We start from the raw sequence: 24,254 nt of genomic DNA, 5'->3' as shown, positions 1-24,254 counted from the left end.
GGTTCATCACGGATTACCGGGAAAGACGCTCTTGATCTTCATGAAGAAGAATTCGCTATCCCGGTAACCGTACGCCATCCGTTTGATGACCTTTATTCGATTGTTTATTCCTTCCAACTGACCGGTGTGCATCGGCCAGCGAACCCGACTGACGATGCCCCGCCAATAACCCTTTAGCCGTTTGGCAAACTGGATCAGAGCCGGTATTTCACTTTCATATGCATGGCGCAGCCATTGCTTCCAGGCCGATCTCCAGGTCCAGGCAGTGCTCGGTGTCCAGAGCGTTTTGAGTTCAGCCTTCATCAAATAAACTGTCATCAGCGATTGGTTGGCCTCCAATAAATCCTGCAAATGGACCTGTTGTTCCGGCGTTTTCAGGTTCTGTGGGTTACGCAGCAACAGCCATCGTGCCTGCTTGATGACCTTGCGAGCCGGCTTGTTATGACGCAGCCGATTAGCTTCGTCGACGCGGACCCGATCAATCACCTCTCGGCCATATTTGGCCACCACATGGAAAAGGTCGTAGACCACTCGCGCTTTCGGGCAATGCTGGCGAACCTCCAGATCAAAAGCAGTATTCATGTCCATCGCCACCGCTTCGATTCGAGCGCAGCCCTCCGGCCCCAGCTCCTCGAAGAACGGCCTGACTGCCGCTCGGCTACGGCCTTCACCGATCCACAGCACTCGTCGTGTATCGGCATCCAGCACAACGCTGGCGTAACGATGACCTTTGAATAACGCGAACTCGTCCATGATCAGGCGTCGTGGTTGCGCCTTCGGCAACTCACTCAACACCGCCTGCAAGGCTCGACGCTCCAGCAACCGAACAGTGTCCCAATGCAGTCCAAACATCTGGGCCACGTGCAGGGTGGGAAGGCGCTCGCAGGCCTGAATGACCGCCTCGGCCAAGCGGCGCGTCATGCGGGCATAGCGATCCAGCCAACTGACGGCCTCCATGCGTTTTCCACAGTCGCGGCAGCCAACACGCCTGAGCAAAATGCTGAGGCGCACCGCGCGACCGAGAATGGGCAGATCACGAACGGTTCGCTCGCAATACTCATGAGTGGTTGAACAAGGTTTTTGGCAGCCGCCGCAGGAAGGGAATCGGGTGGCGTGGGGAATCAGATCGATCTTTAGAGCGTCACCATCGGGCTTGATCGTGACGACAGAAAAGCCCTCCCAAAAAGGAAGGAAAGTATTAATATCACGCATAAGAACGCCGGTTTTTTAGATGTGTTTGCTCGCACGAACATCATCAATCAAATCGGCGTTCTTGTTTCTGTGTTTCCCGGGATTCCGTGATGAACCTTTTTTTTCGCCTGGCGGTTTATAAATCTCATATGCATTTAAAGAATAAACAAATGAAAAAATAAGATTTATAGATATATGAATCTGCTGATAAGGTCTGTTCCATCTTGGCGCCATCGCCACACAGCGAACCGCCGGCACTTGCTCAAGGAATTCCTGCATGTTGGTCGTAACACTTGGAGGCAGTCCCAGCCAGCGTTCCCGCTCCGGGGTCTTGCTGGAAAAAACCCGTCAGTGGTTGCAAGACAAAGGCGTTGAAGTGGTGAGTTACCAGATACGGGACTTCCCGGCTGAAGACTTGCTGCATGCACGCTTCGACAGCCCCAAGGTCATTGACCTGCTGCAACAGGTGGCTAACGCGGATGGCCTGGTGATCGCAACGCCGGTGTACAAGGCTTCGTTCTCCGGGGCGTTGAAAACCGTGCTCGACCTGCTGCCCGAGCGCGCCCTGGCCCACAAGGTTGTGCTGCCGATGGCGACCGGCGGCAGCATCGCCCACATGCTGGCGGTGGATTACGCCCTGAAGCCGGTATTGTCGGCCCTCAAAGCCCAGGAGCTGCTCCACGGCATCTTTGCCGAAGACAGCCAGATCGCCTACGGCGAAGGCAGTGCCCAGGCACAACTGGTACCGGTCCTCGAACACCGTTTGCACGAGGCCCTGGAGACGCTTTATGGCGCCATGGCCCGTCGTCCGAAACCGTTGGACCCGCATGTGTTGAATGAACGTTTGTTGAGTGCTCGCTGGAGCATTTAAGTCAGCCTCACCGCTATATAGATGTACTCACCTTACTCAGCCGCCAACGGCCAAGCAGGTGCAGCCAACCCCCTCATCGCATTATTTGGAGAGAGCGCCATGCGCACTGTCATCTTGCGTCGTGGTCTGGTCGCACTGTTTGCTGCGGCTGTGTCCTTCGGCGCCATTGTTCAGGCTCAAGCTGCCGAGACCCTGCGGATCGGTTACCAGAAATACGGCACCCTGGTGCTGCTCAAGGCCAAGGGTACCCTGGAAAAACGCCTGGCCGCTCAAGGTGTGCAGGTGCAATGGACCGAGTTTCCCGGCGGTCCGCAACTGCTCGAAGGCCTGAACGTGGGTTCCATCGACTTCGGTGTCACCGGCGAAACCCCGCCGGTCTTCGCCCAGGCCGCCGGTGCCGACCTGCTCTACGTGGCCTACGAACCGCCAGCGCCCACCAGTGAAGCGATCCTGGTGCCGAAAGACTCGACGATCAAATCGGTGGCCGAGCTCAAGGGCAAGAAAGTCGTGCTCAACAAAGGCTCCAACGTGCACTACCTGCTGGTGCGTGCCCTGGAAGACGCCGGCCTGAAATACACCGACGTGCAGACCGTGTTCCTGCCGCCCGCCGATGCCCGTGCCGCCTTCGAGCGTGGCAGCGTGGATGCGTGGGTGATCTGGGACCCGTACCAGGCCGCCGCCGAGAAGCAACTGCAAGCGCGCACCCTGCGTGACGGCACCGGCATCGCCGACAACCACCAGTTCTACCTGGCCACCAAGCCGTACGCCGAAAAACACCCTGAAGTGGTCAAGGCGCTGATCGAAGAAGTGCGCGCGGTGGGCGAGTGGTCCAAGGCCAACCCCCAGGAAGTGACCGAACAGGTCGCGCCGCTGCTGGGCCTGCCGGCAGACATCACCCTGACCTCGGTAAAACGCCAGGGCTACGGCGCGCTGTTCCTGACCCCGGAAGTGGTGGCGGCCCAGCAGAAAATCGCCGATAGCTTCTACCAACTCAAATTGATCCCCAAGCCCTTGAACATCAAGGACGTGATCTGGACGCCACCGGCTGCCGTGGCTAAAGCGCCGTAATCCGATTTCTTCAGGAGACAACTCCATGAGCCTCACTATTTTCTGGTTCCTGCCTACCCACGGCGACGGCCATTACCTTGGCACCGCCGAAGGCGCTCGCGCCGTTGATCACGGTTATCTGCAGCAAGTGGCCCAGGCCGCTGACCGCCTGGGATTCGGCGGGGTACTGATCCCCGCCGGCCGTTCCTGCGAAGACTCCTGGCTGGTGGCCGCCTCGCTGATCCCGGTGACCCAGCGTTTGAAATTCCTTGTCGCGCTGCGCCCCGGGATCATTTCCCCGACGGTGGCGGCGCGCCAGGCCGCGACCCTGGATCGCCTGTCCGGCGGCCGTGCGTTGTTCAACCTGGTAACCGGTGGTGACCCGGAAGAGCTGGCCGGCGATGGCTTGTTCCTCAGTCACGAGGAGCGTTATCAGGCTTCGGTGGAATTCACCCGCATCTGGCGTCGTGTGCTGGAAGGCGAAACCGTGGATTACGACGGCGAGCACATCAGCGTCAAAGGCGCCAAGTTGCTCTACCCGCCGATCCAGCAACCGCGCCCGCCGCTGTACTTCGGCGGTTCCTCCGAAGCGGCCCAGGAACTCGCCGCCGAACAAGTGGAGATGGTGCTGACCTGGGGCGAGCCACCGGCCGCGGTCGCCGAGAAGATCGAGCAGGTGCGGGCCAAGGCAGCGAAACTCGGGCGCACCGTGCGCTTCGGCATTCGTCTGCATGTGATCGTGCGCGAAACCAACGAAGAAGCCTGGAAAGCCGCCGACAAACTGATCTCCCATCTCGACGACGACACCATCGCCCGTGCCCAGGCTTCCCTGGCGCGCTTCGATTCCGTCGGCCAGCAGCGCATGGCGGCCTTGCATGGCGGCAACCGCGACAACCTGGAAGTCAGCCCCAACCTGTGGGCCGGCGTCGGCCTGGTGCGTGGCGGTGCGGGCACCGCGCTGGTGGGCGATGGCCCGACGGTTGCAGAACGGGTCAAGGAGTACGCCGCGCTGGGCATCGACACCTTTATCTTCTCCGGTTATCCACACCTGGAAGAGTCCTATCGGGTCGCCGAGCTGCTGTTCCCGCACCTGGATATCGAACGTCCGGAGTTGCCGAAAAGCGCCGGTTACGTGAGCCCGTTCGGTGAGATGGTCGCCAACGACATCCTTCCCAAAGCTGCGTCACAGAGCTGAGGCGGCGCCATGACTTTTGAAAAATTGAGCCATCGCGTGGCGCCCTGGGTGCTGCCGATTCTATTGCTGGCGGTGTGGCAGTTGTCGGTGTCGGCGGGCTGGTTGTCGACACGCATCCTGCCGGCGCCCAGTGCGGTGATTGAGGCTGGGGTCAACCTGGTGCGCAGCGGCGAAATCTGGACGCACCTGGCCATCAGTGGCTGGCGTGCCGGCCTGGGCTTTGTGATCGGTGGCAGCATCGGCCTGGCGCTGGGGTTTATCACCGGCCTGTCGACGTGGGGCGAACGCCTGCTGGACAGCTCGGTGCAGATGATCCGCAACGTGCCGCACCTGGCGCTGATTCCGCTGGTGATCCTATGGTTTGGCATCGACGAGACCGCGAAGATTTTCCTGGTCGCCCTCGGCACGCTGTTCCCGATCTACCTCAACACCTACCACGGCATCCGCAACGTCGACCCGGCGCTGGTAGAAATGTCGCGCAGCTATGGCTTGTCCGGTTTCAGCCTGTTCTGGCAAGTGATCCTGCCGGGCGCGCTGCCATCGATCTTGGTGGGCGTGCGCTTTGCCCTGGGCTTTATGTGGCTGACGCTGATCGTGGCGGAAACCATTTCCGCCAGCTCGGGTATCGGCTACCTGGCGATGAACGCCCGCGAATTCCTGCAAACCGACGTGGTGGTGTTGGCCATCGTGATGTACGCGATTCTCGGCAAACTGGCCGACCTGGCTGCGCGTGGCCTGGAGCGGGTTTGGCTGCGCTGGCATCCGGCGTATCAAGTGAATAAAGGCGGTGCGGCATGACGGCTCAACAACCTCCGCGCCTGCTCAAGGGGATCCCCCTGGCGGTGCGCAAATTGCGCAAATCCTTTGGCGCACGGGAAGTGCTCAAAGAGATTGACCTGCACATTCCGGCGGGCCAGTTCGTCGCCGTGGTGGGTCGCAGCGGTTGCGGCAAAAGTACCTTGCTGCGTCTGCTGGCCGGTCTGGACAAGGCCAGCGGCGGCGAGCTGCTGGCCGGTTCCGCACCGCTGAGCGAAGCGATTGAAGACACGCGGCTGATGTTCCAGGAAGCACGTTTGCTGCCCTGGAAAAAGATCATCGACAACGTGGGCCTGGGCCTTAAAGGCAACTGGCGTCCCAAGGCGCTGGAGGCCCTGGAAGCGGTCGGCCTGGCCGAGCGCGCCGATGAATGGCCGGCGGCGTTGTCCGGTGGCCAGAAACAACGTGTTGCCCTGGCCCGCGCGCTGATCCACCAACCGCGCCTGCTGTTGCTCGACGAGCCGCTGGGCGCACTGGATGCCCTGACCCGCATCGAGATGCAGCAACTGATCGAAAACCTGTGGCAAAAACACGGCTTCACCGTGTTGCTGGTGACCCATGACGTCAGCGAAGCCGTGGCCATTGCCGACCGGGTGATCCTGATCGAAGACGGCGAAATCGGCCTCGACCTGATCGTCGATCTGCCGCGCCCACGGGCCCGAGGCTCACATCGCCTGGCCGCACTGGAAGCGCAAGTACTTAACCGTGTGCTGTCGTTGCCCGGCACACCGCCGGAACCCGAACCTGTTTCACCGCTGCCTACGCAACTGCGTTGGGCTCAATAACTCATAGAGGAACACCATCATGACTATCAAAGCCATCAACGTGCGTAACCAGTTCAAAGGCACCATCAAGGAAATCGTGGTCGGCGACGTGCTGTCGGAAATCGATGTGCAGACCGCCTCCGGTATCGTCACTTCCGTGATCACCACGCGCTCCGTCAAAGAGCTGGAGCTGGTGATTGGCAGTGAAGTGATTGCCTTTGTGAAGTCGACTGAGGTGTCGATCGCCAAGTTGTGATTTGCGTCGCTCTTGAGGCCGTCATCGGGGGCTTGCCCCCGATGAGGCCAGTCCGGCCAGCACAAAACTCAGCGCTTGGGCAGGTAAGCCGGCAAATACAGCCCCACATACGCATCAAAAACCCGCATCCCTTCCTCCGCCATACGCGGCGTAATCAGCCCATGCTGATGCACCGAACGCGCATACACGCGATCACTCAATTCCAACGCCAGCGCAAACACATCCACATCGGTTGGCAAGCTCGGCACTTCAAAGTGGCGGTCGAACACCTCCAGCATCAAATCCCCCAACTCCAGATCATGCTGGCGGTCCGCCTGGGTCACTTCGGTCAGCCCGTGCTGGGCCAGGATCAACTGGCGCGCGGCGGCGTCGTTGCTGTAGATGGTCAGCATGCGCTGTTCGACGATGTAGGACAGGTCGCGCCAATGCTTGAGTGAATCATGCTCGATGGGGGCCTGGATGGCGCAGCGGAAGGCTGCATGTATATCGGCGGTCAGTGCCTCCAGCAGCGCCGGCACACTGGCGAAAAAGTGATACACCGACGACGGCGGAATCTGCGCGCGCTCGGCCACGCTGTAGATCGACAAACTCGCCACGCCTTCGGCGGCCAGCAAGGTGCGGGCGGCATCGAGAATCGCGTCGATCCGTGCCTGGCTGCGGGCGCGGGGTTTGCGAGGGGCGGCGGGGCGGGTGGGCATGGAAGTCTCCTACAAGGCAGCGGGCATTGTACGCAGAGCCTGGGGATGATCCATACCGCTTGTTGTGGTGAGCGGGCTTGCCCCGCGCTGGGCTGCGAAGCGGCCCCAATAAAAACGCCGCATTCTGACAGGCAGAATGCGGCGTCTGGTTTTAGGGCGGCTTCGCCACCCAGCGCGGGACAAGCCCGCTCACCACATTTAATGCAGCCGCCGGTTAAACGGTATGCAGGTACCAGTTGTACTCAAGGTCGGAGATGGAGTGTTCGAACTCTTCCAGCTCACTTTCCTTACAGGCGACGAAGATATCGATGTATTTAGGATCGATGTACTTGGCCATCACCTCGCTGTCGTCCAACTCGCGCAGGGCATCGCGCAGGTTGTTCGGCAGGCTCTGTTCGTTCTGCTCGTAGCTGTTGCCTTCCACGGGTGCGCCCGGTTCGATCTTGTTGGTCAGGCCGTGGTGCACGCCTGCCAGGACCGAAGCCATCAGCAGGTAAGGGTTGGCGTCGGCACCGGCCACACGGTGTTCGATACGTACGGCGTCGGACGAGCCGGTCGGTACGCGAATCGCCACGGTGCGGTTGTCCAGGCCCCAGCACGGCGAGTTCGGCACGTAGAACTGTGCGCCGAAACGACGGTAGGAGTTGACGTTAGGGCACAGGAACGCCATTTGGGCGGGTAGGGTCTCGAGCACACCGCCGATCGCGTGACGCAATGCGGCGTTCTGCTCGGGATCCTCGCTGGCAAAGATGTTCTTGCCGTCCTTGTCCAGGATCGAGATGTGTACGTGCAAACCGTTGCCTGCCTGGCCTGGGTAAGGCTTGGCCATGAAGGTGGTGTCCATCTCATGGTCGTAGGCGATGTTCTTGATCAGGCGCTTGAGCAACACTGCGTAGTCGCAGGCCTTGATCGGGTCGGCCACGTGGTGCAGGTTCACTTCGAACTGCGCCGGGGCACTTTCCTTGACGATGGCGTCGGCCGGGATGCCTTGCTCTTTGGCACCTTCCAGGATGTCCTGGAGGCAGTCGACGTATTCGTCGAGGTCGTCGATCAGGTAAACCTGTGTCGAGTGCGGGCGTTTGCCGGAGATCGGCGAGCGGGGCGGTTGTGGGCGGCCGTTCACGTTCTCCTGGTCGATCAGGTAGAACTCAAGCTCGAAGGCGGCGCAGATGGTCAGACCGAGGTCGTCAAACTTGCTTACAACTTGGCGGAGCACTTCGCGCGGATCGGCGAAGAAAGGTTCACCTTCAAGTTCGTGCATGGTCATCAGCAATTGCGCGGTAGGGCGCTTTTGCCAAGGTTCATTGCACAGGGTGTCAGGGATCGGATAACAGATTCGGTCAGCATCACCGATGTCCAGGCCCAGGCCGGTGCTTTCCACCGTCGAGCCATTGATATCCAGGGCAAATAAAGAGGCAGGCAGGTTAATGCCCTTCTCGTAAACCTTGTGGAGGCTGGTGCGTTCGATGCGCTTACCGCGCACCACACCATTCATATCCGCAATTAGAAGGTCTACGTACAGAACCTCAGGATGATCCTTAAGGAACGCGTTCGCTTCGTTAAGCTGAACGGCACGCGGGGGTACCGACATGATGCAACACCTTTGTTGTTAAAAATATCAATCATTGATCTTTTCTGGTTTCAGTCAACCCGAACGGCATGCCGAAGTCAAGCGAGGCCTTTTTTGCCCTAAAAAAGCGCCGTGACCGCACTTTTGGGGCTTTTTGGGGCGGTTTTTTCGGTTTGACCGGCTTGGGACTCGCAGGCTTGAGCGGGCCGTGTTGTATTTTTTACGGGGGTGTTGTGTAAAAAAATGAACAAGGCTAAGCTCGATTCAAACCCATAACAGCAATAATACCGGGGTGCTTCATGTCTCGCCTGCCGCCAATCGGCGTCTCAGCCTGCTTCAGCCAGGCTTTGTCCGCAGTCCGTTCGTCCCGCGTGAATGCCCACGCACCGGCCAATATTCTTGACGGCCCATCCGCTCTCTTTTTTGCCTCCTCGACTGTCACTGACCGGCTCCCCTCTGCGCGGCCGCTCATGATTCTGCACGACTTTGGCTTGAGGAATGCAACGCTGCAGCAAATGGCAGGTAAGCTCCTACCCTGAACGAAAAAACGACGCGGATGCTGCGTCAACCAACGCCTGGCCTTTAATGGATGCCAGGAAACCCAGCCCAGAGGCATTTATGAGTAACAACCTCGACCAGCTCACCGATTGGTTGAAAGACCACAAGATCACAGAAGTCGAATGCATGATTGGCGACCTGACCGGTATCACCCGGGGCAAGATCTCGCCGACCAACAAGTTCATCGCCGAAAAAGGCATGCGCCTGCCCGAGAGCGTTCTGTTGCAGACCGTGACCGGCGACTATGTCGAAGACGACATCTATTACGAATTGCTCGACCCGGCAGACATCGACATGATCTGCCGCCCCGACCAGAACGCGGTGTTCCTGGTGCCCTGGGCCATCGAGCCGACCGCCCAGGTGATCCACGACACCTACGACAAGCAAGGCAACCCGATCGAGCTGTCGCCGCGCAACGTGCTCAAGAAAGTCCTCAAGCTCTACGCCGACAAAGGCTGGCAGCCCATCGTGGCGCCGGAGATGGAGTTCTACCTGACCAAACGCTGCGAAGACCCGGACTTCCCGCTGCAACCGCCGATCGGTCGGTCCGGGCGCCCGGAGACCGGCCGCCAATCCTTCTCTATAGAAGCCGCCAACGAATTCGACCCGCTGTTCGAAGACGTCTACGACTGGTGCGAGCTGCAGGAGCTGGACCTCGACACCCTGATCCATGAAGACGGCACGGCCCAGATGGAAATCAACTTCCGTCACGGCGATGCCCTGTCCCTGGCCGACCAGATCCTGGTATTCAAGCGCACCATGCGTGAAGCCGCGCTCAAGCACGACGTGGCGGCCACCTTCATGGCCAAGCCGATGACCGGCGAGCCCGGCAGCGCCATGCACCTGCACCAGAGCATCATCGACATCGCCACCGGCAAGAACGTCTTCTCCAATGAAGACGGGACCATGAGCCAGCTGTTCCTCAACCACATTGGCGGCCTGCAGAAGTTCATCCCTGAGTTGCTGCCGCTGTTTGCCCCCAACGTGAACTCGTTCCGCCGCTTCCTGCCCGACACCTCGGCGCCGGTGAACGTGGAGTGGGGCGAAGAAAACCGCACCGTCGGCCTGCGCGTACCGGATGCCGGCCCGCAGAACCGTCGCGTGGAAAACCGCCTGCCGGGCGCCGACGCCAACCCGTACCTGGCGATTGCCGCCAGCCTGCTGTGTGGCTACATCGGCATGGTCGAAGGCCATAACCCCAGCGCCCCGGTAGTGGGTCGTGGTTACGAGCGCCGCAACCTGCGCCTGCCGTTGACAATTGAAGACGCCCTGGAACGCATGGAAAACAGCAAGACCATCGAAAAATACCTGGGTCAGAAATTCATCACAGGGTATGTCGCGGTCAAGCGGGCCGAGCATGAAAACTTCAAGCGCGTGATCAGTTCGTGGGAGCGGGAATTCCTGCTCTTCGCCGTCTGATGCGCCGGGCGCGCCCGTCACACGGCGCGCCCCTCACTGAAAAGTCTAGGAGATTGGTATGTCCAGCAACAACCCGCAAACCCGTGAATGGCAAGCCTTGAGCAGTGATCACCACCTGGCGCCGTTCAGCGACTTCAAGCAATTGAAAGAGAAAGGCCCACGGATCATCACCAAAGCCCACGGCGTTTACCTGTGGGACAGCGAAGGCAACAAGATCCTCGACGGCATGGCCGGCCTGTGGTGCGTGGCGATCGGTTACGGTCGCGATGAACTGGCCGACGCCGCCGCCAGGCAGATGAAAGAACTGCCGTACTACAACCTGTTCTTCCAGACCGCTCACCCGCCGGTGCTGGAGCTGGCCAAGGCGATTTCCGACATCGCGCCTGCCGGCATGAACCACGTGTTCTTCACCGGCTCCGGCTCCGAAGGCAACGACACTATGTTGCGCATGGTCCGCCACTATTGGGCGATCAAGGGCCAGCCGAACAAGAAAACCATCATCAGCCGCAAGAATGGCTACCACGGCTCCACCGTGGCTGGCGCCAGCCTGGGCGGCATGACCTATATGCATGAACAGGGCGACTTGCCGATCCCGGGCATCGTCCATATCGCCCAGCCGTACTGGTTCGGCGAAGGCGGCGACATGAGCCCCGAAGAGTTCGGGGTCTGGGCCGCCAACCAACTGGAAGAGAAGATCCTGGAACTGGGTGTGGACAACGTCGGTGCCTTTATTGCCGAGCCGATCCAGGGCGCCGGTGGCGTGATCGTGCCGCCGGACAGCTACTGGCCGCGCATCAAGGAAATCCTCGCCAAGTACGACATCCTGTTTGTGGCCGACGAAGTGATTTGCGGTTTCGGCCGTACCGGTGAGTGGTTCGGTAGCGATTTCTACGACCTCAAGCCCCACATGATGACCATCGCCAAGGGCCTGACCTCGGGCTACATCCCCATGGGTGGCCTGATCGTGCGCGACGACGTGGTGGCCGTGCTCAACGAAGGCGGTGATTTCAACCACGGTTTCACCTACTCCGGTCACCCGGTGGCGGCGGCCGTGGCCCTGGAAAACATCCGCATCATGCGCGATGAAACAATCGTTAACCGCGTCCACGACGAAACGGCACCGTATTTGCAGAAACGTCTGCGGGAGCTGGCGGATCACCCGTTGGTGGGTGAGGTGCGCGGTGTCGGCATGCTCGGTGCAATTGAGCTGGTTCAGGACAAGGCGACGCGCAAGCGTTACGAGGGCCGTGGTGTCGGCATGATCTGCCGAACCTTCTGCTTCGAGAATGGCCTGATCATGCGCGCCGTGGGCGACACCATGATCATTTCGCCGCCTCTGGTGATCAGCAAGGCTGAAATCGACGAGCTGGTGACCAAGGCTCGTCATTGCCTGGACCTGACTTTGGCGGCATTGCAGGGCTAAGTGCTAGGCTCAGTGCGCAGCGCACCGGGCAGTTATAAATGCAGGGGCTTTGGTTGAAAGCCGGCCCCTGAACTTGCCAGACTGTCGCCCTGTTTTGCTGCCCTCTGGAAGGGTCGCTGAACATAAAAGAACGTGGCCCAAAAAAGAAAAATTGGAGCATCACCAAATGAAGGCATTAGGTTTGAAGAACGCTGGCAAGACCCTCCTCGCCTTGTCCCTGATGGGCGCAATGGCGGGCGCGGTCCAGGCCGACGATAAAGTGCTGCACGTCTACAACTGGTCCGACTACATTGCTCCGGACACCATCGCCAACTTTGAAAAAGAGTCGGGCATTAAAGTGGTGTACGACGTTTTTGACAGCAACGAGACACTCGAAGCCAAGTTGCTGGCAGGCAAGTCCGGCTACGACATCGTCGTACCGTCGAACAACTTCCTCGCCAAGCAGATCAAGGCCGGTGTCTACCAGGAGCTGGACAAGTCCAAGCTGTCCAACTATGGCAACCTGAACACCTCCCTGCTTAAAGCCGTGTCGGTCAGCGACCCGGACAACAAGCACGCTTTCCCGTACATGTGGGGTTCGATCGGCATCGGCTACAACCCGGACAAGGTCAAGGCCGCGCTGGGCGTGGACAAGATCGATTCGTGGGACGTGCTGCTCAAGCCTGAAAACATCGCCAAGCTCAAAAGCTGCGGCGTGAGCTTCCTCGACTCGCCGACCGAAATGCTGCCGATCGCGCTGCATTACCTGGGCCTGCCAACCGACAGCCAGAAGAAGGCCGACCTCAAGCAAGCCGAAGACCTGTTCCTGAAAATCCGTCCTTCGATTGGCTACTTCCACTCGTCCAAGTACATCTCCGACCTGGCCAACGGCAACATCTGCGTAGCCGTGGGTTACTCGGGTGACATCCAGCAGGCCAAGTCCCGTGCGGCTGAAGCCGGTGGCAAGGTCAAGGTGGCCTACGACATTCCGAAAGAAGGTGCCGGTAGCTTCTTCGACATGGTCGCCATCCCTAAAGATGCCGAAAACGTCGACGCCGCTTATAAGTTCATGAACTACCTGCTCAAGCCGGAAGTCATGGCTTCGATCACCAACAGCGTGCGTTTCCCGAACGGTAACGAGAAGGCCACCGCACTGGTCGACAAAGACATCACCAATGACCCGGGCATCTACCCGCCAGCGGATGTGCAAGCCAAGCTCTACGCCATTGCGGACTTGCCGGCTGCCACCCAGCGTGAAATGACACGCAGCTGGACCAAGATCAAATCCGGTAAATAAACCGGCCTTCATTAACCACCGCGCGCCCCGCGGTGGTTAATGAAACAAATAAATGACAGAAAGTTTTGCCGGATCGGTTTATCGAGGGTAAGTTGCGCGCCGGTTTTGTTGCCGGGCAACAACTTTGGGCCCAACTATTTAAGAGGACCTCCACTTGCCAATTTCTTTGTTTCGCCAAGCCTTGCTGGTAGGTGCAGGTCTCACGCTGGCTGTCAGCGTGCAGGCCGCACCGACCGTGCATATTTATAACTGGTCGGATTACATCGGTCCCGACACCCTGGCCAACTTCGAAAAGGCCACCGGCATCAAACCCGTGTATGACGTGTTTGATTCCAACGAAACCCTGGAAGGCAAGTTACTGGCCGGGCGTACCGGCTATGATGTGGTAGTGCCGTCCAACCACTTCCTTGGCAAGCAGATCAAGGCCGGGGCGTTCCAGAAACTCGATAAGTCGCTGCTGACTCATTACGCCAACCTGGACCCTGTGCTGCTCAAGCGCCTGGAGAAGAACGACCCGGGTAACCAGTACGCCGTGCCGTACCTGTGGGGTACCAACGGCATCGGTTACAACGTCGACAAAGTGAAGGAAGTGCTGGGTGTCGACAAGATCGACTCCTGGGCCGTGCTGTTCGAACCGGAAAACATGAAGAAGCTGGCCACCTGTGGTGTGTCGTTCATGGACTCGGCGGATGAAATGCTGCCGGCGGTGCTCAACTACATGGGCCTGGACCCTAACAGCACCAACCCTGAAGACTACAAGAAGGCCGAGGAAAAGCTGCTCAAAGTGCGGCCCTACGTGACCTATTTCCATTCTTCCAAATACATCTCGGACCTGGCCAACGGCAACATCTGCGTGGCCGCCGGGTTCTCCGGCGACGTGTTCCAGGCCAAGGCTCGCGCAAGCGAAGCGGGCAAAGGCGTGAACATCGCCTACGCAATTCCGAAGGAAGGCGGCAACCTGTGGTTTGACGTGCTGGCGATTCCCAAGGACGCCACCAACATCAAGGAAGCCCACGCCTTCATCAACTATTTACTGCAATCTGAGGTGATCGCCCAGGTCAGTGACACCGTCGGTTACGCCAACCCTAACCCAGGGGCGGACAAACTGATGGAGCAATCGATACGCACCGACGAAGCGGTTTACCCACCGCAGGCGGTTCTCGACCGGACATTCGTCAACTTCGAGCTACCCCCGAAAGTGCAACGTTTAATGACCCGTAGTTGGACCAAGGTCAAGACGGGCAAGTAAGGCTCAAACTATCCAAGGTTCGCCCGCCTCGGGCGAACTGCACTCTTTTTTTTGGGAGTTTCGTAAATGGCAGTTGCCTCCGGCGCCTATAAGAAAGCCCTCGAGGGCGACCAGACACCGAAAAAGGTGCTGGTCAAAATCGACCGGGTCACGAAGAAGTTCGACGAGACGATTGCCGTGGACGATGTGTCCCTGGAAATCAAGAAAGGCGAGATCTTCGCCTTGCTCGGCGGTTCGGGTTCGGGCAAGTCCACCCTGCTGCGCATGCTCGCAGGCTTCGAGCGCCCGACAGAAGGTCGGATTTACCTCGACGGCGTGGACATCACCGATATGCCGCCCTACGAGCGGCCGATCAACATGATGTTCCAGTCCTACGCCTTGTTCCCACACATGACCGTGGCGCAGAACATTGCGTTCGGCCTGCAACAGGACAAGATCCCCAAGGCCGAAGTCGATGCCCGCGTGGCCGAAATGCTCAAGCTGGTCCAGATGAGCCAGTACGCCAAGCGCAAGCCGCACCAGTTGTCCGGTGGCCAGCGTCAGCGGGTGGCGCTGGCCCGCTCCCTGGCCAAGCGCCCGAAACTGCTGCTGCTCGATGAGCCCATGGGCGCCCTCGACAAGAAGCTGCGTTCGCAGATGCAACTGGAACTGGTGGAGATCATCGAGCGCGTCGGCGTGACCTGCGTGATGGTGACGCACGACCAGGAAGAGGCCATGACCATGGCCGAGCGCATCGCGATCATGCACCTGGGCTGGATCGCCCAGATCGGCAGCCCGATCGACATCTACGAGACGCCGACCAGCCGCCTGGTGTGCGAATTCATCGGTAACGTCAACATCTTCGACACCCAGGTGGTGGATGACGCCGAAGGTCACGCGGTGCTCAAGTGCCCGGACCTGGACCGTGACATCTACGTGGGCTACGGCATCGCCACCTCGGTGGAAGACAAGTCGGTGACCTACGCCATCCGCCCGGAAAAACTGCTGGTCACCACCGAAATGCCGACCTGCGAACACAACTGGTCCAGCGGCAAGGTGCACGACATCGCCTACCTGGGCGGCCACTCGGTGTTCTACGTCGAGCTGCCAAGCGGCAAGCTGGTGCAGTCCTTCGTCGCCAACGCCGAACGCCGTGGCCAGCGCCCAACCTGGGGTGACCAGGTGTACGTGTGGTGGGAAGACGATAGCGGCGTGGTACTGCGCACATGAACATGAAGAAGCTCAAGCGGCGCTTGCACCGCATCGTCCCCAGCGGCAAGCAGGTGGTCATCGGGATTCCGTTCCTGTGGCTGTTCCTGTTTTTCGCCCTGCCGTTTTTCATCGTCCTGAAAATCAGCTTCGCCGAAGCCGACGTGGCGATCCCGCCGTACACCGAGATCTACACCTACGTCGAGCAGAAGCTGCAGGTGGTGCTGAACCTGGCCAACTACAGTTTGCTGGCAGGTGATGAGCTGTACATCGCGGCTTACCTGGGCTCACTGAAGATGGCGTTCTTCAGCACACTGTTGTGCCTGCTGATCGGCTATCCGATGGCCTATGCCATTGCCACCGCGCGCAAAGAGATGCAGACCGTGCTGGTGCTGCTGATCATGATGCCGACCTGGACCGCGATCCTGATCCGCGTGTATGCGTGGATGGGCATCCTCAGCAACAACGGCCTGCTCAATGGCTTCCTGATGTCCATGGGGCTGATCAACGAACCGCTGCAGATCCTCAACACCAACATCGCGGTGTATATCGGCGTGGTCTATTCGTACCTGCCGTTCATGATCCTGCCGCTGTACGCCAACCTGGTGAAGCATGACCAGAGCCTGCTGGAAGCCGCATCGGACCTGGGTTCGAGCACCTTCAACAGCTTCTGGAAAATCACCGTGCCGCTGTCCAAGAACGGCATCATCGCCGGCTGCATGCTGGTGTTTATCCCGGTGGTGGGCGAGTTCGTGATCCCGGAACTGCTCGGCGGCCCGGAAACCCTGATGATCGGTAAAGTGTTGTGGCAAGAATTCTTCAACAACCGTGACTGGCCGGTGGCGTCTGCCCTGGCGGTGGTGATGCTGGCGATCCTGATCGTGCCCATCATTCTGTTTAACCGCAGCCAAGCCAAAGAGATGGAGGGCAAGATATGAAGCGCGTCAGTTTCTCAAGCTTCATGCTGGTGGCGGGGTTGTTGTTCATCTACCTGCCGATGCTGATCCTGGTGATCTACTCGTTCAACGAATCCAAGCTGGTGACGGTGTGGGGCGGTTGGTCGATCAAGTGGTACGTGGGCCTGCTGGACAACACCCAGTTGATGGGCTCGGTGGCACGTTCTCTGGAAATCGCCTGCTACACGGCGGTGGCCGCCGTGGCGCTGGGTACGTTGGCGGCGTTTGTGCTGACGCGCATCAGCCAGTTCAAGGGCCGCACGCTTTTCGGCGGCCTGGTGACCGCGCCGTTGGTGATGCCGGAAGTGATCACCGGTCTGTCGCTGCTGCTGCTGTTCGTGGCCATGGCGCAGATGATCGGCTGGCCCCAGGAGCGTGGCATCGTCACCATCTGGATCGCCCACACCACGTTCTGTGCCGCTTATGTGGCGGTGGTGGTATCGGCGCGCCTGCGTGAGCTGGACCTGTCGATCGAAGAAGCGGCGATGGACCTGGGTGCACGGCCGTGGAAGGTGTTCTTCCTGATCACCATCCCGATGATCGCGCCGTCGCTGGCGGCGGGCGGCATGATGTCGTTCGCACTGTCCCTGGATGACCTGGTACTGGCCAGCTTCGTCTCGGGACCGGGTTCGACGACGTTGCCGATGGAAGTGTTCTCGGCCGTGCGCCTTGGGGTTAAACCCGAGATCAACGCCGTGGCCAGCCTGATTCTGCTGGCAGTGTCGTTGGTGACCTTCCTGGTGTGGTTCTTCAGCCGACGTGCCGAAGAGATGCGCAAGAAAGCGATCCAGCAGGCGATTGAAGAAGCCGCCGCCGATGGCTGGCAGCAGCCGGACAAGCGTCGGGCTCCAGCGCCGGTCTAAATGTGGGAGGGGGCCTGCTCCCGATGGCGGTGGGTCAGTCAATAGATGCAGTGACTGACACTCAGCTATCGGGGGCAAGCCCTTCCCACATTTGATCGCATTTCAACTCCGCTACGCCAACCACGGCGACTTGCGAATCACCTCGACAAAATTCATCGGCTTGAACCCCGGTTCCTGATCCACCAGCACATCGGTCTTCACGTTGCCGAACGTGGTCTGCGGGCGATGGCGCAAGCCGTCGGCAAACGCGCAGATGATGCACTCCTTGAACCCTTCACCGCGTGGATGCGCATGCACCACGGCTTCGCGCTGCACGCTGCTGAACGCGGCGTAGTCCATGCCCAGCACGTCCATTTCTACACCGGCGGTCACCAGTGCCACGGTCGGGCGCAGGTGTTGCGGCACGCCCGGCGTGGTGTGCAGGGCGATGGACAGCCACACCTGTTCGATATCGTCGTCGCTCAGCCCGTAAGGCTTGAGGAAGGCCGCGGCGGCGTTGGCGCCGTCCACTTCGAAGCGCTGGTCATCACTGCGATGGCCTGCCACCAGGCCCAGGTCATGGAACATGGCGCCGACGTAGAGCAGCTCCGGGTTGTAGGCCAGTTGCTTGCGCTCACCGCTCAATGCGCCGAACAGGAACACCCGGCGGGAGTGGTGGTAGAGCAGGTCGGACTCAATGTCGCGGATGTAGTCGGTGGTGGCTTTGGCCAGGGCGCTGTCCGGGATCTTGATACCGGCGATGGTGGTGGTCATGGTGGTTCTCCTCTGGAAAGCAGTCAGTTTGGTCGCTGGTCGGTGCAGCGAACATCGCGGTGAGGGCGCGATCCCGGCCAATGTGCCGACACATCGTGCCAAGCAGAAATCGACTAGGGTGTAGCGGGCGATATCACTCTGGAAGCCTGCGAAAATCCCAGTGTGGGAGGGGGCTTGCTCCCGATTGCTGAGTACCAGGCACTGCATCTGCTGACTGATACAGCGCCATCGGGAGCAAACCCCCTCCCACAGGGTTTGCATTTTATTCCGCTAGAAAAAGGTGTCTGTGAGCATGCACAAGACCGTCGCGATCCTGATCTTCCCCGGCGTCCAGTCACTGGATGTGACCGGTCCCATGGACGTGTTCTACGAGGCCAACCGCTTTCTGGTGCCCGAAGATCATTACCAGTTGGAAGTGATAGGTTTAGGCCACGGCACGATGGCGGCTTCCAATGGCCTGTCACTCCAGGCCCATAATCATTACAGCGAAGCCCTGCAGGCCTATGACCTGCTGCTGGTCGCGGGCGGCCCGCAGTTACCCTTCGAGGACTTCGGCGCTCCGTTCGATGATTGGCTGCGTGGCGCCACCGCCCGGGCGCGACGGTTTGGCTCAATCTGCAACGGGGCCTTCATGCTGGCGCGCGCCGGATTGCTGGACGGAAAAACCGTCACCACCCATTGGAACGACGCCGCCGACCTGGCGCGTCTGTGCCCCTCGGCCCAGATCGAAGCCGACCGCCTCTACGTACAGGATGGCAATCTCTACACCTCGGCGGGCGTCACGGCAGGCATCGACCTGTCGCTGTACCTGCTGGCCCAGGACCACGGCCCGGAAGTGGCGTTGAGCGTGGCCAAGCGCCTGGTGGTGTTCACCCAGCGCTCGGGTGGGCAGTCGCAGTTCAGCCCGTTCCTCACGCCCCACGCCGAAACCAACTCGGCGGTGGCGCTGGTGCAGTTATACGTATTGGCGAACCTGACGGGCGACCTGACCATCGCCGACCTGGCCAAGGCCGCCAACATGAGCGCGCGCAACTTCTCCCGGGTGTTTGCCCGTGAGGCGAGGATTACGCCAGCGGAGTTTGTCGAACGGGCGCGGGTGGATGCGGCGCGGGTGATGCTCGAAAGCACGCATGCGCCGCTGAAGACCGTGGCCTACCAATGCGGGTTTCGCGATGCCCAGCACATGCGCAGCGTGTTCAATCGCCGGCTGGGCGTGACGCCGCAACAGTTCCGGCTCAATTTTGCGGCACCGGTCTAAGCCCCTTCCACAGGTTGACCGATTTCCAAGGGGCTATCGCGCCGGCAGCAGTTTCAGCGTGCTGCGGGTATTGGCCGTGACTTCCTCATCACTGAAATGCGCCTGCTCATAACCCCCTTCGATATAGGTCTCGGCCTGGTCGCCATAGTGCTTGTCGAACGGCACGCCGCTTTGCCCCACCGGATTGATGGTGAGGGCGTGGGCCACGTCGGCAAAGTCGATCAGGCGGCGAGTGGACGGGCCGTAGGTCACTGGCCATGGCGCGGGGCCGATGACGGCCGACTGGTTGTTCGGCACTTCGTGGGTGCCGGGTGCCGGGAACGGGCCGACGTTGACGATCAGGTCCAAGGGTTTCTGTGAGCCCAGCGGATGACCGTGGGTCAGGGTATGAGCCTTGCCCCACTGCCATTGCGTCGGGTCATCGCCGAAGGTGGCCTTGAGGTGCGCGAGGCTGTTGTCCCAGGCCCGCTTGACGGTGTCGGCGCGCTTGCCGTCCCACCAGGGCGAGGCCGGGTCGGCAGCCAGGCGGGGCAGGGCGGCGTCGATCACGCGGGTGGTGAGTAGGGTCTTGAACATCCCGTCACCCAGCTTCGGGTGGAAGGCCGCGTCGGCGAGGTTGAACAGGAACTGGTTGAACAGCGTGGCGCTGGTGGAATCCAGCGGGTAGTCACCCTTCCAGCCGGCAAGCTGTTCCACCAGCTTCAACTGCGCCGGGTCTGTGACCACCTCGTGCAGCACCGGCAACAGCGGCGCCAGCAGGCGCGGGCCGAAGGCGGTGGTGGTGCCCAGTTGCAGGGCCTGGCTGTTGGTCACATCCCACTTCACGCTCTTGTCGCTCAACTGCGCGTTCAACTGCTGGCCCCGGTCGGCGAGGTTGTAATAGCCGGGGATTTCCATGCCGGTGGGCGACGCCGGCTGGGCATTGGCCGAGACCACATAGCCACGCGCCGGGTTTTCTTCCTGGGGGTTGGCGCTGAAGGGGTAGAAGCCCAGCTTGTCGGCCTCGGCGGTGCTGCCGTCGAGGATAAACCCTGGGTTGGCACCTGCCGGGCGAATCGGCAACTGTGCCGCCGCCCACCAGCCGATATCGCCCCTGGCATTGGCCCACACGATATTCAGCCCCGGTGCCGACACTTTGGACGCCGCCGTACGGGCCTTGGCCAACGTGTCGGCGCGGTTGAGCTGGTAGAAACCTTCGAGGATCGGGTTCTGGGTGTCGAGGAACGCCCACCACATGGCAATCGGCGTCTTGCCGCCGTTGTCGCCGAGCACGTCATTGACGATCGGGCCGTGGGGTGACTGGCGCAGGGTGAGGCTGACCGGTGCCTGGCCTTTTACGGCGATCTGTTGCTCGCTGCGGGTCATGTCGACCCACTGGCCGTGGTACCAGACCTGGTTGGCGTTGTCCGGGTTGACCTTTTCGGCGATCAGGTCGAGGTCGTCGTTCTGGAACATGGTCAGGCTCCAGCCGAAATCCAGGTTGTGCCCCAGGAACGCCACGGGTACCAGCGCGTTGTGATAGCCATACAGCTCGAAGCCCGGCGCCGACAGCTGCGCCTCGTACCACACCGACGGCACCGAGAAGCGAATATGCGGGTCACCCGCCAGCAGCGGTTTGCCGCTCTTGGTGCGACTGCCACTGATGGCCCAGGCGTTGCTGCCCTCGAATTGCGGCAAGCCGTTGTCGGCCAACGCCTGCTCGCTCAGGGCGGCGAGGGCGCCGAGGGTTTTCCAGTCACTGTCGGCCAGGTTGAGGGCGCCCTTGGGTTGCCAGTCGAGGTCGAAGACGTTCAGGTAGTCGCTGCCCAGTTGGTCGCGGACGTAAGTCAGCAAGGGCTCGGTACGAAACGCAGCGGCAAAGCTGTAGGCCATGTACCCGGCGACGCTGATGGTGTCCTCGGCGGTAAACGCGCGCCTGGGGATGCCCAGTACGTCGAACTCCATCGGGCGGGCGTGGCTGTCCTGATACTGGTTGATCCCGTCCAGATAGGCTTGCAGGGCCTTCCAGTGCGCCGACTCATGGTCCTGCTGGGCCACGTAGGTGGCGGCGCGGTCACGAATGCGCAGGCTGCGGAACAACTTGTCGGTCTCCAGCAGCTTCGGTCCGAGCACCTCGGCCAGTTCGCCACGGGCCAGGCGACGCATGATCTCCATCTGGAACAGGCGGTCCTGGGCATGCACGTAGCCCAGGGCGCGATACAGGTCGGTCTCGTTCTCGGCGCGAATATGCGGCACGCCACGGTCGTCGTAGCGCACGGTGACCGAGCCTTGCAGGTTGGCCAGTTCAACCGTGCCCTGGCGGGTGGGTTGCTTGCTGTAGACGTACCAGCCCGCACCGAGGGCGATCAGCACCAGCAGAACCGCAAGAACCTGCAGGACGCGCTTCATGAACATTCCTTACCAAGAGTGGGGTGGCGGGCTACTCATCTTTCGACCACGAACAATAGCAGCCCACCGCCAGGGTGTGCGTGGCGTTCACGTCTCGGCCGGCTTCAAGGGCTTTCAGGATCGGCTCGATAAAACTGTTATTGGAATTACACGTCAGCCCTTCGCTGTAGGGCCCGAAATACGCGAGCTTGCCGGTTCGGTCCCAGATGCCCACGGCCGGGCTGGCCGGCACCTGCTCGGCGCCGGGCAGGGCAGTGAGGGTTTTCATCTTGCGCAGGTTATCGGGCAACTGGCCGTGGCTGCCGGCTTTTTGCAGGGCATAGAACTCGACGCCCTGGGGTGCGTATTGCGCGATCAACTCGCCCAGGTGCTGCTGGTTGCCGACGTTGCACGGGCAAGCGGGGTCCCAGAAGTGCACCAGGCGGATCGGCCCGGGGCCGCTGAGTTCGGCGGGCAGGCGCAGGGCGTCGCCGGAGAATACCGCGGTGTGTTCGCTGAAGGCGCGCAGGTAGCGGCCCTGGAACCAGTCATACGCCGCCCACAGCACACCGGCGCAGATGATCAGGATCAGGCTGGTGAACATGGCGTTACGGTAAGGCTGTCGCATTCGGATCTATCCTCGCAGGTCGCGTAGCTTGCCATGCTTGTCCTGACAGATGAATATCGCAGCTCGATATTCATCTTCGCCGCAAGTCTGGAAGCCTTTATGCCTGTGACCTTTGACCCTGATCACCTTCGCGAAAGCCTGCGGCCCCTGGTGGATGCGCAACCGCTTTCAGCCGAAGCACGGGTCTACCAGCGTTTCTACGGACTGGACCTGAGTGCACGCAAAGTGCCGACAGTGAGTCGGCTGGGGCGTTTCGAGGTGGCTGGGTTCGAGGTGGTCGCCCAGGTGTGGTGGCCGCCCGTGCCGGTGGCGACGATGTTTATGTTCCACGGCTTCTACGACCATATGGGCCTGTATCGCCACGTGGTGGACTGGGCCCTGGACCAGGGCTTTGTGGTAATCGCCTGCGATTTGCCGGGCCATGGCTTATCCAGCGGCGCGCGCGCCAGCATCGATGATTTTGCCGTGTACCAGGATGTGGTGCAGGCACTGTTCGCCCAGGCCCAAGCGCTGCAATTGCCGCAGCCCTGGCACTTGTTCGGGCAAAGCACCGGCGGCGCGGTGGTGGTGGATCACTTGCTCAACCGGGGGGCCGACAGCCCCGCCCAGGGCAAGACCTTCCTGCTCTCACCGCTGGTGCGGCCGCGTGCGTGGGGATGGTCACAGGTCAGCTATTACCTGCTGCGCCCGTTCGTCAAAGGCATCGCCCGGCGTTTCAGCGAGAACACTCACGACCCGGCGTTCAAGCCGTTCCTGGAAGCCGACCCGCTGCAACCCCGCCAACTGCCCACCGCCTGGGTAGGTGCCCTGGCGCGCTGGATCAAACGCATCGAAGCCGCCCCGCGCAGCCCTCGGCGGCCGGTGATTGTGCAGGGTGAGGAAGACATGACGGTGGATTGGCAGCACAACTTGCAGGTGCTGCGGGGCAAGTTCGACCAGCCCGAGGTGTTGATGCTGCCGCGCGGCCGGCATCACTTGGCGAATGAGATTCCTGAGATTCGCGAAGAGTACTTCCGGTATTTGACAGACCATCTGAAATAACGCAGTCCAAATGTGGGAGGGGACAAGCCCCCACATTTTATTACTGCGTCAGGCTTGAAGTGCTCTGGCCGACTGCCAGACCTGCGCGAATCGCCGCCAGCGCCGCCTGGTAATACGCCTTACCTTCCGGTGACTCCGCAAACGTCGCGAACTCTTCCAGCTCCGGGTCGGACAAATCCCGATAGACGTAGAGCAGAGTGTTGTTCAGGTCATTGCCAATCTGTTGCATCAGCCGCTCACGCTGGCCATTCAGCATGCCTTGGGCCTGGCCGCCACCCAGCAGGCCGGGGATCATCTGGCTCAAGCTGTCGGCGGCCACGCCGGCGATCGCCAGGCTCACTTCCGCCCCGGCTTCGCGAGCGGGCAAGGCCTGGGCCAGGTGGCCGATGATCAGGCTGCGAGTGGCGTCAGCCTCGATGTGCGGCAGGCCTTGGGCGTTTTTTGCCAACTGGTCGCGGCGCGTGGCCAGCAACTCGGCCGCAACGACCTTGCGGCCCAGGGGCGATTGGAAAAACGCCAGGGCCGGCGCAGGGTCCGCCAGGTGCTTGCGTAACTGGGCTTCGGCGCGCTGGTCCATGGCCTGGGCGGCAAAGCGCTTGTTGCTGTTGTCCACCAGCGCCTGGTACACCGCCGGCGGCAGGCTGTTACGGTAGCGTTGCTGGGCAGCACTGAGGGCGTCATTGAAATGCGCACGTTGTTCGGCCCAGCCGGCGACCTTGTACAACTGGTCATGGCCGTCTGCCCAGGCGGGCAAAACGCAGAACATCAGCAAGGAAAAAAACAAACGACGCATATGGACTCCTGTCAGTCGGCCACTATTGTCCGTGTCGGGCGTAGGATTTGTCGAGAAGTCCTATCAGTCAGCTG

22 protein-coding genes are annotated in these 24,254 nt (G+C 60.8%); 15 read left to right on the top strand and 7 right to left on the bottom strand.

Annotated features, from left to right (window positions below; all coding sequences use genetic code 11):
* Nucleotides 1-6 precede the first annotated feature (6 nt).
* Complete coding sequence (locus tag BFQ01_RS04555; protein ID WP_065924368.1) at nucleotides 7-1,212, bottom strand: ISL3 family transposase; 1,206 nt, start codon at nucleotides 1,210-1,212, stop codon at nucleotides 7-9.
* A 256-nt stretch (nucleotides 1,213-1,468) separates the two neighbouring features.
* On the opposite strand from BFQ01_RS04555, the gene ssuE reads away from it, so the two are divergent.
* The 6 genes from ssuE to BFQ01_RS04525 all read left to right on the top strand — a co-directional run bounded on the left by ssuE (nucleotide 1,469) and on the right by BFQ01_RS04525 (nucleotide 6,140).
* The gene (ssuE, locus tag BFQ01_RS04550) at nucleotides 1,469-2,062 is read left to right on the top strand and encodes an NADPH-dependent FMN reductase (protein WP_027608396.1); all 594 of its coding nucleotides are present in this window, start codon (nucleotides 1,469-1,471) and stop codon (nucleotides 2,060-2,062) included.
* 99 nt (nucleotides 2,063-2,161) lie between these two features.
* A complete protein-coding gene (locus BFQ01_RS04545; RefSeq protein WP_065924367.1) occupies nucleotides 2,162-3,130 on the top strand; it encodes a sulfonate ABC transporter substrate-binding protein in 969 nt (322 codons plus the stop codon).
* Nucleotides 3,131-3,155: 25 nt separating this feature from the next.
* Nucleotides 3,156-4,304 (top strand): FMNH2-dependent alkanesulfonate monooxygenase, encoded by a 1,149-nt coding sequence (gene ssuD, locus BFQ01_RS04540; protein ID WP_065924366.1) that lies wholly within the window; start codon nucleotides 3,156-3,158, stop codon nucleotides 4,302-4,304.
* A 9-nt stretch (nucleotides 4,305-4,313) separates the two neighbouring features.
* Entirely contained in the window at nucleotides 4,314-5,102 is a 789-nt protein-coding gene (ssuC, locus tag BFQ01_RS04535; RefSeq protein WP_065924365.1) for an aliphatic sulfonate ABC transporter permease SsuC, read from the top strand.
* On the top strand, nucleotides 5,099-5,905 hold the full coding sequence (ssuB, locus tag BFQ01_RS04530) for an aliphatic sulfonates ABC transporter ATP-binding protein (RefSeq protein ID WP_065924364.1): 807 nt from the start codon (nucleotides 5,099-5,101) through the stop codon (nucleotides 5,903-5,905). Before ssuC ends, ssuB begins: the two co-directional genes overlap by 4 nt.
* 19 nt (nucleotides 5,906-5,924) lie before the next feature.
* Nucleotides 5,925-6,140: a TOBE domain-containing protein gene (locus tag BFQ01_RS04525; protein ID WP_003176783.1), complete on the top strand. Its 216-nt coding sequence runs from the start codon at nucleotides 5,925-5,927 to the stop codon at nucleotides 6,138-6,140.
* 68 nt (nucleotides 6,141-6,208) lie between these two features.
* On the opposite strand, the gene BFQ01_RS04520 is transcribed toward BFQ01_RS04525, so the two are convergent.
* The gene (locus BFQ01_RS04520) at nucleotides 6,209-6,838 is read right to left on the bottom strand and encodes a TetR/AcrR family transcriptional regulator (RefSeq protein ID WP_065924363.1); all 630 of its coding nucleotides are present in this window, start codon (nucleotides 6,836-6,838) and stop codon (nucleotides 6,209-6,211) included.
* A gap of 214 nt (nucleotides 6,839-7,052) precedes the next feature.
* On the bottom strand, nucleotides 7,053-8,429 hold the full coding sequence (locus BFQ01_RS04515; RefSeq protein WP_003213894.1) for a glutamine synthetase family protein: 1,377 nt from the start codon (nucleotides 8,427-8,429) through the stop codon (nucleotides 7,053-7,055).
* 597 nt (nucleotides 8,430-9,026) lie between these two features.
* On the opposite strand from BFQ01_RS04515, the gene BFQ01_RS04510 reads away from it, so the two are divergent.
* The 7 genes from BFQ01_RS04510 (at nucleotide 9,027) to BFQ01_RS04480 (ending at nucleotide 17,340) form a co-directional block, all read left to right on the top strand.
* Complete coding sequence (locus BFQ01_RS04510; RefSeq protein WP_003176780.1) at nucleotides 9,027-10,385, top strand: glutamine synthetase family protein; 1,359 nt, start codon at nucleotides 9,027-9,029, stop codon at nucleotides 10,383-10,385.
* A 58-nt stretch (nucleotides 10,386-10,443) separates the two neighbouring features.
* Nucleotides 10,444-11,808: an aspartate aminotransferase family protein gene (locus BFQ01_RS04505; RefSeq protein WP_065924362.1), complete on the top strand. Its 1,365-nt coding sequence runs from the start codon at nucleotides 10,444-10,446 to the stop codon at nucleotides 11,806-11,808.
* Nucleotides 11,809-11,989: 181 nt separating this feature from the next.
* On the top strand, nucleotides 11,990-13,084 hold the full coding sequence (locus tag BFQ01_RS04500; protein WP_065924369.1) for a polyamine ABC transporter substrate-binding protein: 1,095 nt from the start codon (nucleotides 11,990-11,992) through the stop codon (nucleotides 13,082-13,084).
* 154 nt (nucleotides 13,085-13,238) lie between these two features.
* Nucleotides 13,239-14,333 carry a polyamine ABC transporter substrate-binding protein gene (locus BFQ01_RS04495; protein ID WP_027608404.1) on the top strand — a complete coding sequence of 365 codons (1,095 nt, stop codon included), beginning with the start codon at nucleotides 13,239-13,241 and terminating at the stop codon, nucleotides 14,331-14,333.
* Between the two features lie 66 nt (nucleotides 14,334-14,399).
* A complete protein-coding gene (locus BFQ01_RS04490; RefSeq protein WP_027608405.1) occupies nucleotides 14,400-15,542 on the top strand; it encodes an ABC transporter ATP-binding protein in 1,143 nt (380 codons plus the stop codon).
* Nucleotides 15,539-16,459, top strand: a complete 921-nt coding sequence (locus tag BFQ01_RS04485) for an ABC transporter permease subunit (protein ID WP_027608406.1) — start codon at nucleotides 15,539-15,541, stop codon at nucleotides 16,457-16,459. The genes BFQ01_RS04490 and BFQ01_RS04485 overlap by 4 nt, the downstream gene beginning before the upstream one ends.
* The gene (locus tag BFQ01_RS04480; RefSeq protein WP_015886412.1) at nucleotides 16,456-17,340 is read left to right on the top strand and encodes an ABC transporter permease subunit; all 885 of its coding nucleotides are present in this window, start codon (nucleotides 16,456-16,458) and stop codon (nucleotides 17,338-17,340) included. Before BFQ01_RS04485 ends, BFQ01_RS04480 begins: the two co-directional genes overlap by 4 nt.
* Before the next feature lie 111 nt (nucleotides 17,341-17,451).
* Here BFQ01_RS04480 and BFQ01_RS04475 read toward each other — a convergent pair whose 3' ends face one another.
* On the bottom strand, nucleotides 17,452-18,093 hold the full coding sequence (locus BFQ01_RS04475; RefSeq protein ID WP_065924361.1) for an HD domain-containing protein: 642 nt from the start codon (nucleotides 18,091-18,093) through the stop codon (nucleotides 17,452-17,454).
* Nucleotides 18,094-18,385: 292 nt separating this feature from the next.
* Between BFQ01_RS04475 and BFQ01_RS04470 the strand changes: the two genes are divergently transcribed.
* The gene (locus BFQ01_RS04470; protein ID WP_065924360.1) at nucleotides 18,386-19,351 is read left to right on the top strand and encodes a GlxA family transcriptional regulator; all 966 of its coding nucleotides are present in this window, start codon (nucleotides 18,386-18,388) and stop codon (nucleotides 19,349-19,351) included.
* A 33-nt stretch (nucleotides 19,352-19,384) separates the two neighbouring features.
* Here the strand turns inward: BFQ01_RS04470 and BFQ01_RS04465 are convergent, their stop codons facing one another.
* Nucleotides 19,385-21,739 carry a penicillin acylase family protein gene (locus BFQ01_RS04465; protein ID WP_065924359.1) on the bottom strand — a complete coding sequence of 785 codons (2,355 nt, stop codon included), beginning with the start codon at nucleotides 21,737-21,739 and terminating at the stop codon, nucleotides 19,385-19,387.
* 31 nt (nucleotides 21,740-21,770) lie between these two features.
* Nucleotides 21,771-22,346, bottom strand: coding sequence for a DUF6436 domain-containing protein (locus BFQ01_RS04460; protein ID WP_065924358.1), 576 nt, complete (start codon nucleotides 22,344-22,346; stop codon nucleotides 21,771-21,773).
* Between the two features lie 99 nt (nucleotides 22,347-22,445).
* Here BFQ01_RS04460 and BFQ01_RS04455 point away from each other — a divergent pair, with 99 nt between their 5' ends.
* On the top strand, nucleotides 22,446-23,387 hold the full coding sequence (locus BFQ01_RS04455; RefSeq protein WP_065924357.1) for an alpha/beta hydrolase: 942 nt from the start codon (nucleotides 22,446-22,448) through the stop codon (nucleotides 23,385-23,387).
* A 40-nt stretch (nucleotides 23,388-23,427) separates the two neighbouring features.
* Here the strand turns inward: BFQ01_RS04455 and BFQ01_RS04450 are convergent, their stop codons facing one another.
* Complete coding sequence (locus BFQ01_RS04450; protein WP_027608412.1) at nucleotides 23,428-24,180, bottom strand: DUF2059 domain-containing protein; 753 nt, start codon at nucleotides 24,178-24,180, stop codon at nucleotides 23,428-23,430.
* Nucleotides 24,181-24,254: the final 74 nt, after the last annotated feature.

The organism is Pseudomonas sp. 8 R 14, from assembly GCF_900005955.1.
Classification (GTDB): Bacteria; Pseudomonadota; Gammaproteobacteria; order Pseudomonadales; family Pseudomonadaceae; genus Aquipseudomonas; species Aquipseudomonas marginalis.
This window is presented reverse-complemented; position numbering and strand designations above follow the sequence as displayed.

What these genes read in the sequence shown, in the direction of transcription:
- BFQ01_RS04555 (WP_065924368.1), bottom strand. Translation starts at nt 1,212, where the DNA reads ATGCGTGATATTAATACTTTCCTTCCTTTTTGGGAGGGCTTTTCTGTC.
- ssuE (WP_027608396.1), top strand. Translation starts at nt 1,469, where the DNA reads ATGTTGGTCGTAACACTTGGAGGCAGTCCCAGCCAGCGTTCCCGCTCC.
- BFQ01_RS04545 (WP_065924367.1), top strand. Translation starts at nt 2,162, where the DNA reads ATGCGCACTGTCATCTTGCGTCGTGGTCTGGTCGCACTGTTTGCTGCG.
- ssuD (WP_065924366.1), top strand. Translation starts at nt 3,156, where the DNA reads ATGAGCCTCACTATTTTCTGGTTCCTGCCTACCCACGGCGACGGCCAT.
- ssuC (WP_065924365.1), top strand. Translation starts at nt 4,314, where the DNA reads ATGACTTTTGAAAAATTGAGCCATCGCGTGGCGCCCTGGGTGCTGCCG.
- ssuB (WP_065924364.1), top strand. Translation starts at nt 5,099, where the DNA reads ATGACGGCTCAACAACCTCCGCGCCTGCTCAAGGGGATCCCCCTGGCG.
- BFQ01_RS04525 (WP_003176783.1), top strand. Translation starts at nt 5,925, where the DNA reads ATGACTATCAAAGCCATCAACGTGCGTAACCAGTTCAAAGGCACCATC.
- BFQ01_RS04520 (WP_065924363.1), bottom strand. Translation starts at nt 6,838, where the DNA reads ATGCCCACCCGCCCCGCCGCCCCTCGCAAACCCCGCGCCCGCAGCCAG.
- BFQ01_RS04515 (WP_003213894.1), bottom strand. Translation starts at nt 8,429, where the DNA reads ATGTCGGTACCCCCGCGTGCCGTTCAGCTTAACGAAGCGAACGCGTTC.
- BFQ01_RS04510 (WP_003176780.1), top strand. Translation starts at nt 9,027, where the DNA reads ATGAGTAACAACCTCGACCAGCTCACCGATTGGTTGAAAGACCACAAG.
- BFQ01_RS04505 (WP_065924362.1), top strand. Translation starts at nt 10,444, where the DNA reads ATGTCCAGCAACAACCCGCAAACCCGTGAATGGCAAGCCTTGAGCAGT.
- BFQ01_RS04490 (WP_027608405.1), top strand. Translation starts at nt 14,400, where the DNA reads ATGGCAGTTGCCTCCGGCGCCTATAAGAAAGCCCTCGAGGGCGACCAG.
- BFQ01_RS04485 (WP_027608406.1), top strand. Translation starts at nt 15,539, where the DNA reads ATGAACATGAAGAAGCTCAAGCGGCGCTTGCACCGCATCGTCCCCAGC.
- BFQ01_RS04480 (WP_015886412.1), top strand. Translation starts at nt 16,456, where the DNA reads ATGAAGCGCGTCAGTTTCTCAAGCTTCATGCTGGTGGCGGGGTTGTTG.
- BFQ01_RS04475 (WP_065924361.1), bottom strand. Translation starts at nt 18,093, where the DNA reads ATGACCACCACCATCGCCGGTATCAAGATCCCGGACAGCGCCCTGGCC.
- BFQ01_RS04470 (WP_065924360.1), top strand. Translation starts at nt 18,386, where the DNA reads ATGCACAAGACCGTCGCGATCCTGATCTTCCCCGGCGTCCAGTCACTG.
- BFQ01_RS04465 (WP_065924359.1), bottom strand. Translation starts at nt 21,739, where the DNA reads ATGAAGCGCGTCCTGCAGGTTCTTGCGGTTCTGCTGGTGCTGATCGCC.
- BFQ01_RS04460 (WP_065924358.1), bottom strand. Translation starts at nt 22,346, where the DNA reads ATGCGACAGCCTTACCGTAACGCCATGTTCACCAGCCTGATCCTGATC.
- BFQ01_RS04455 (WP_065924357.1), top strand. Translation starts at nt 22,446, where the DNA reads ATGCCTGTGACCTTTGACCCTGATCACCTTCGCGAAAGCCTGCGGCCC.
- BFQ01_RS04450 (WP_027608412.1), bottom strand. Translation starts at nt 24,180, where the DNA reads ATGCGTCGTTTGTTTTTTTCCTTGCTGATGTTCTGCGTTTTGCCCGCC.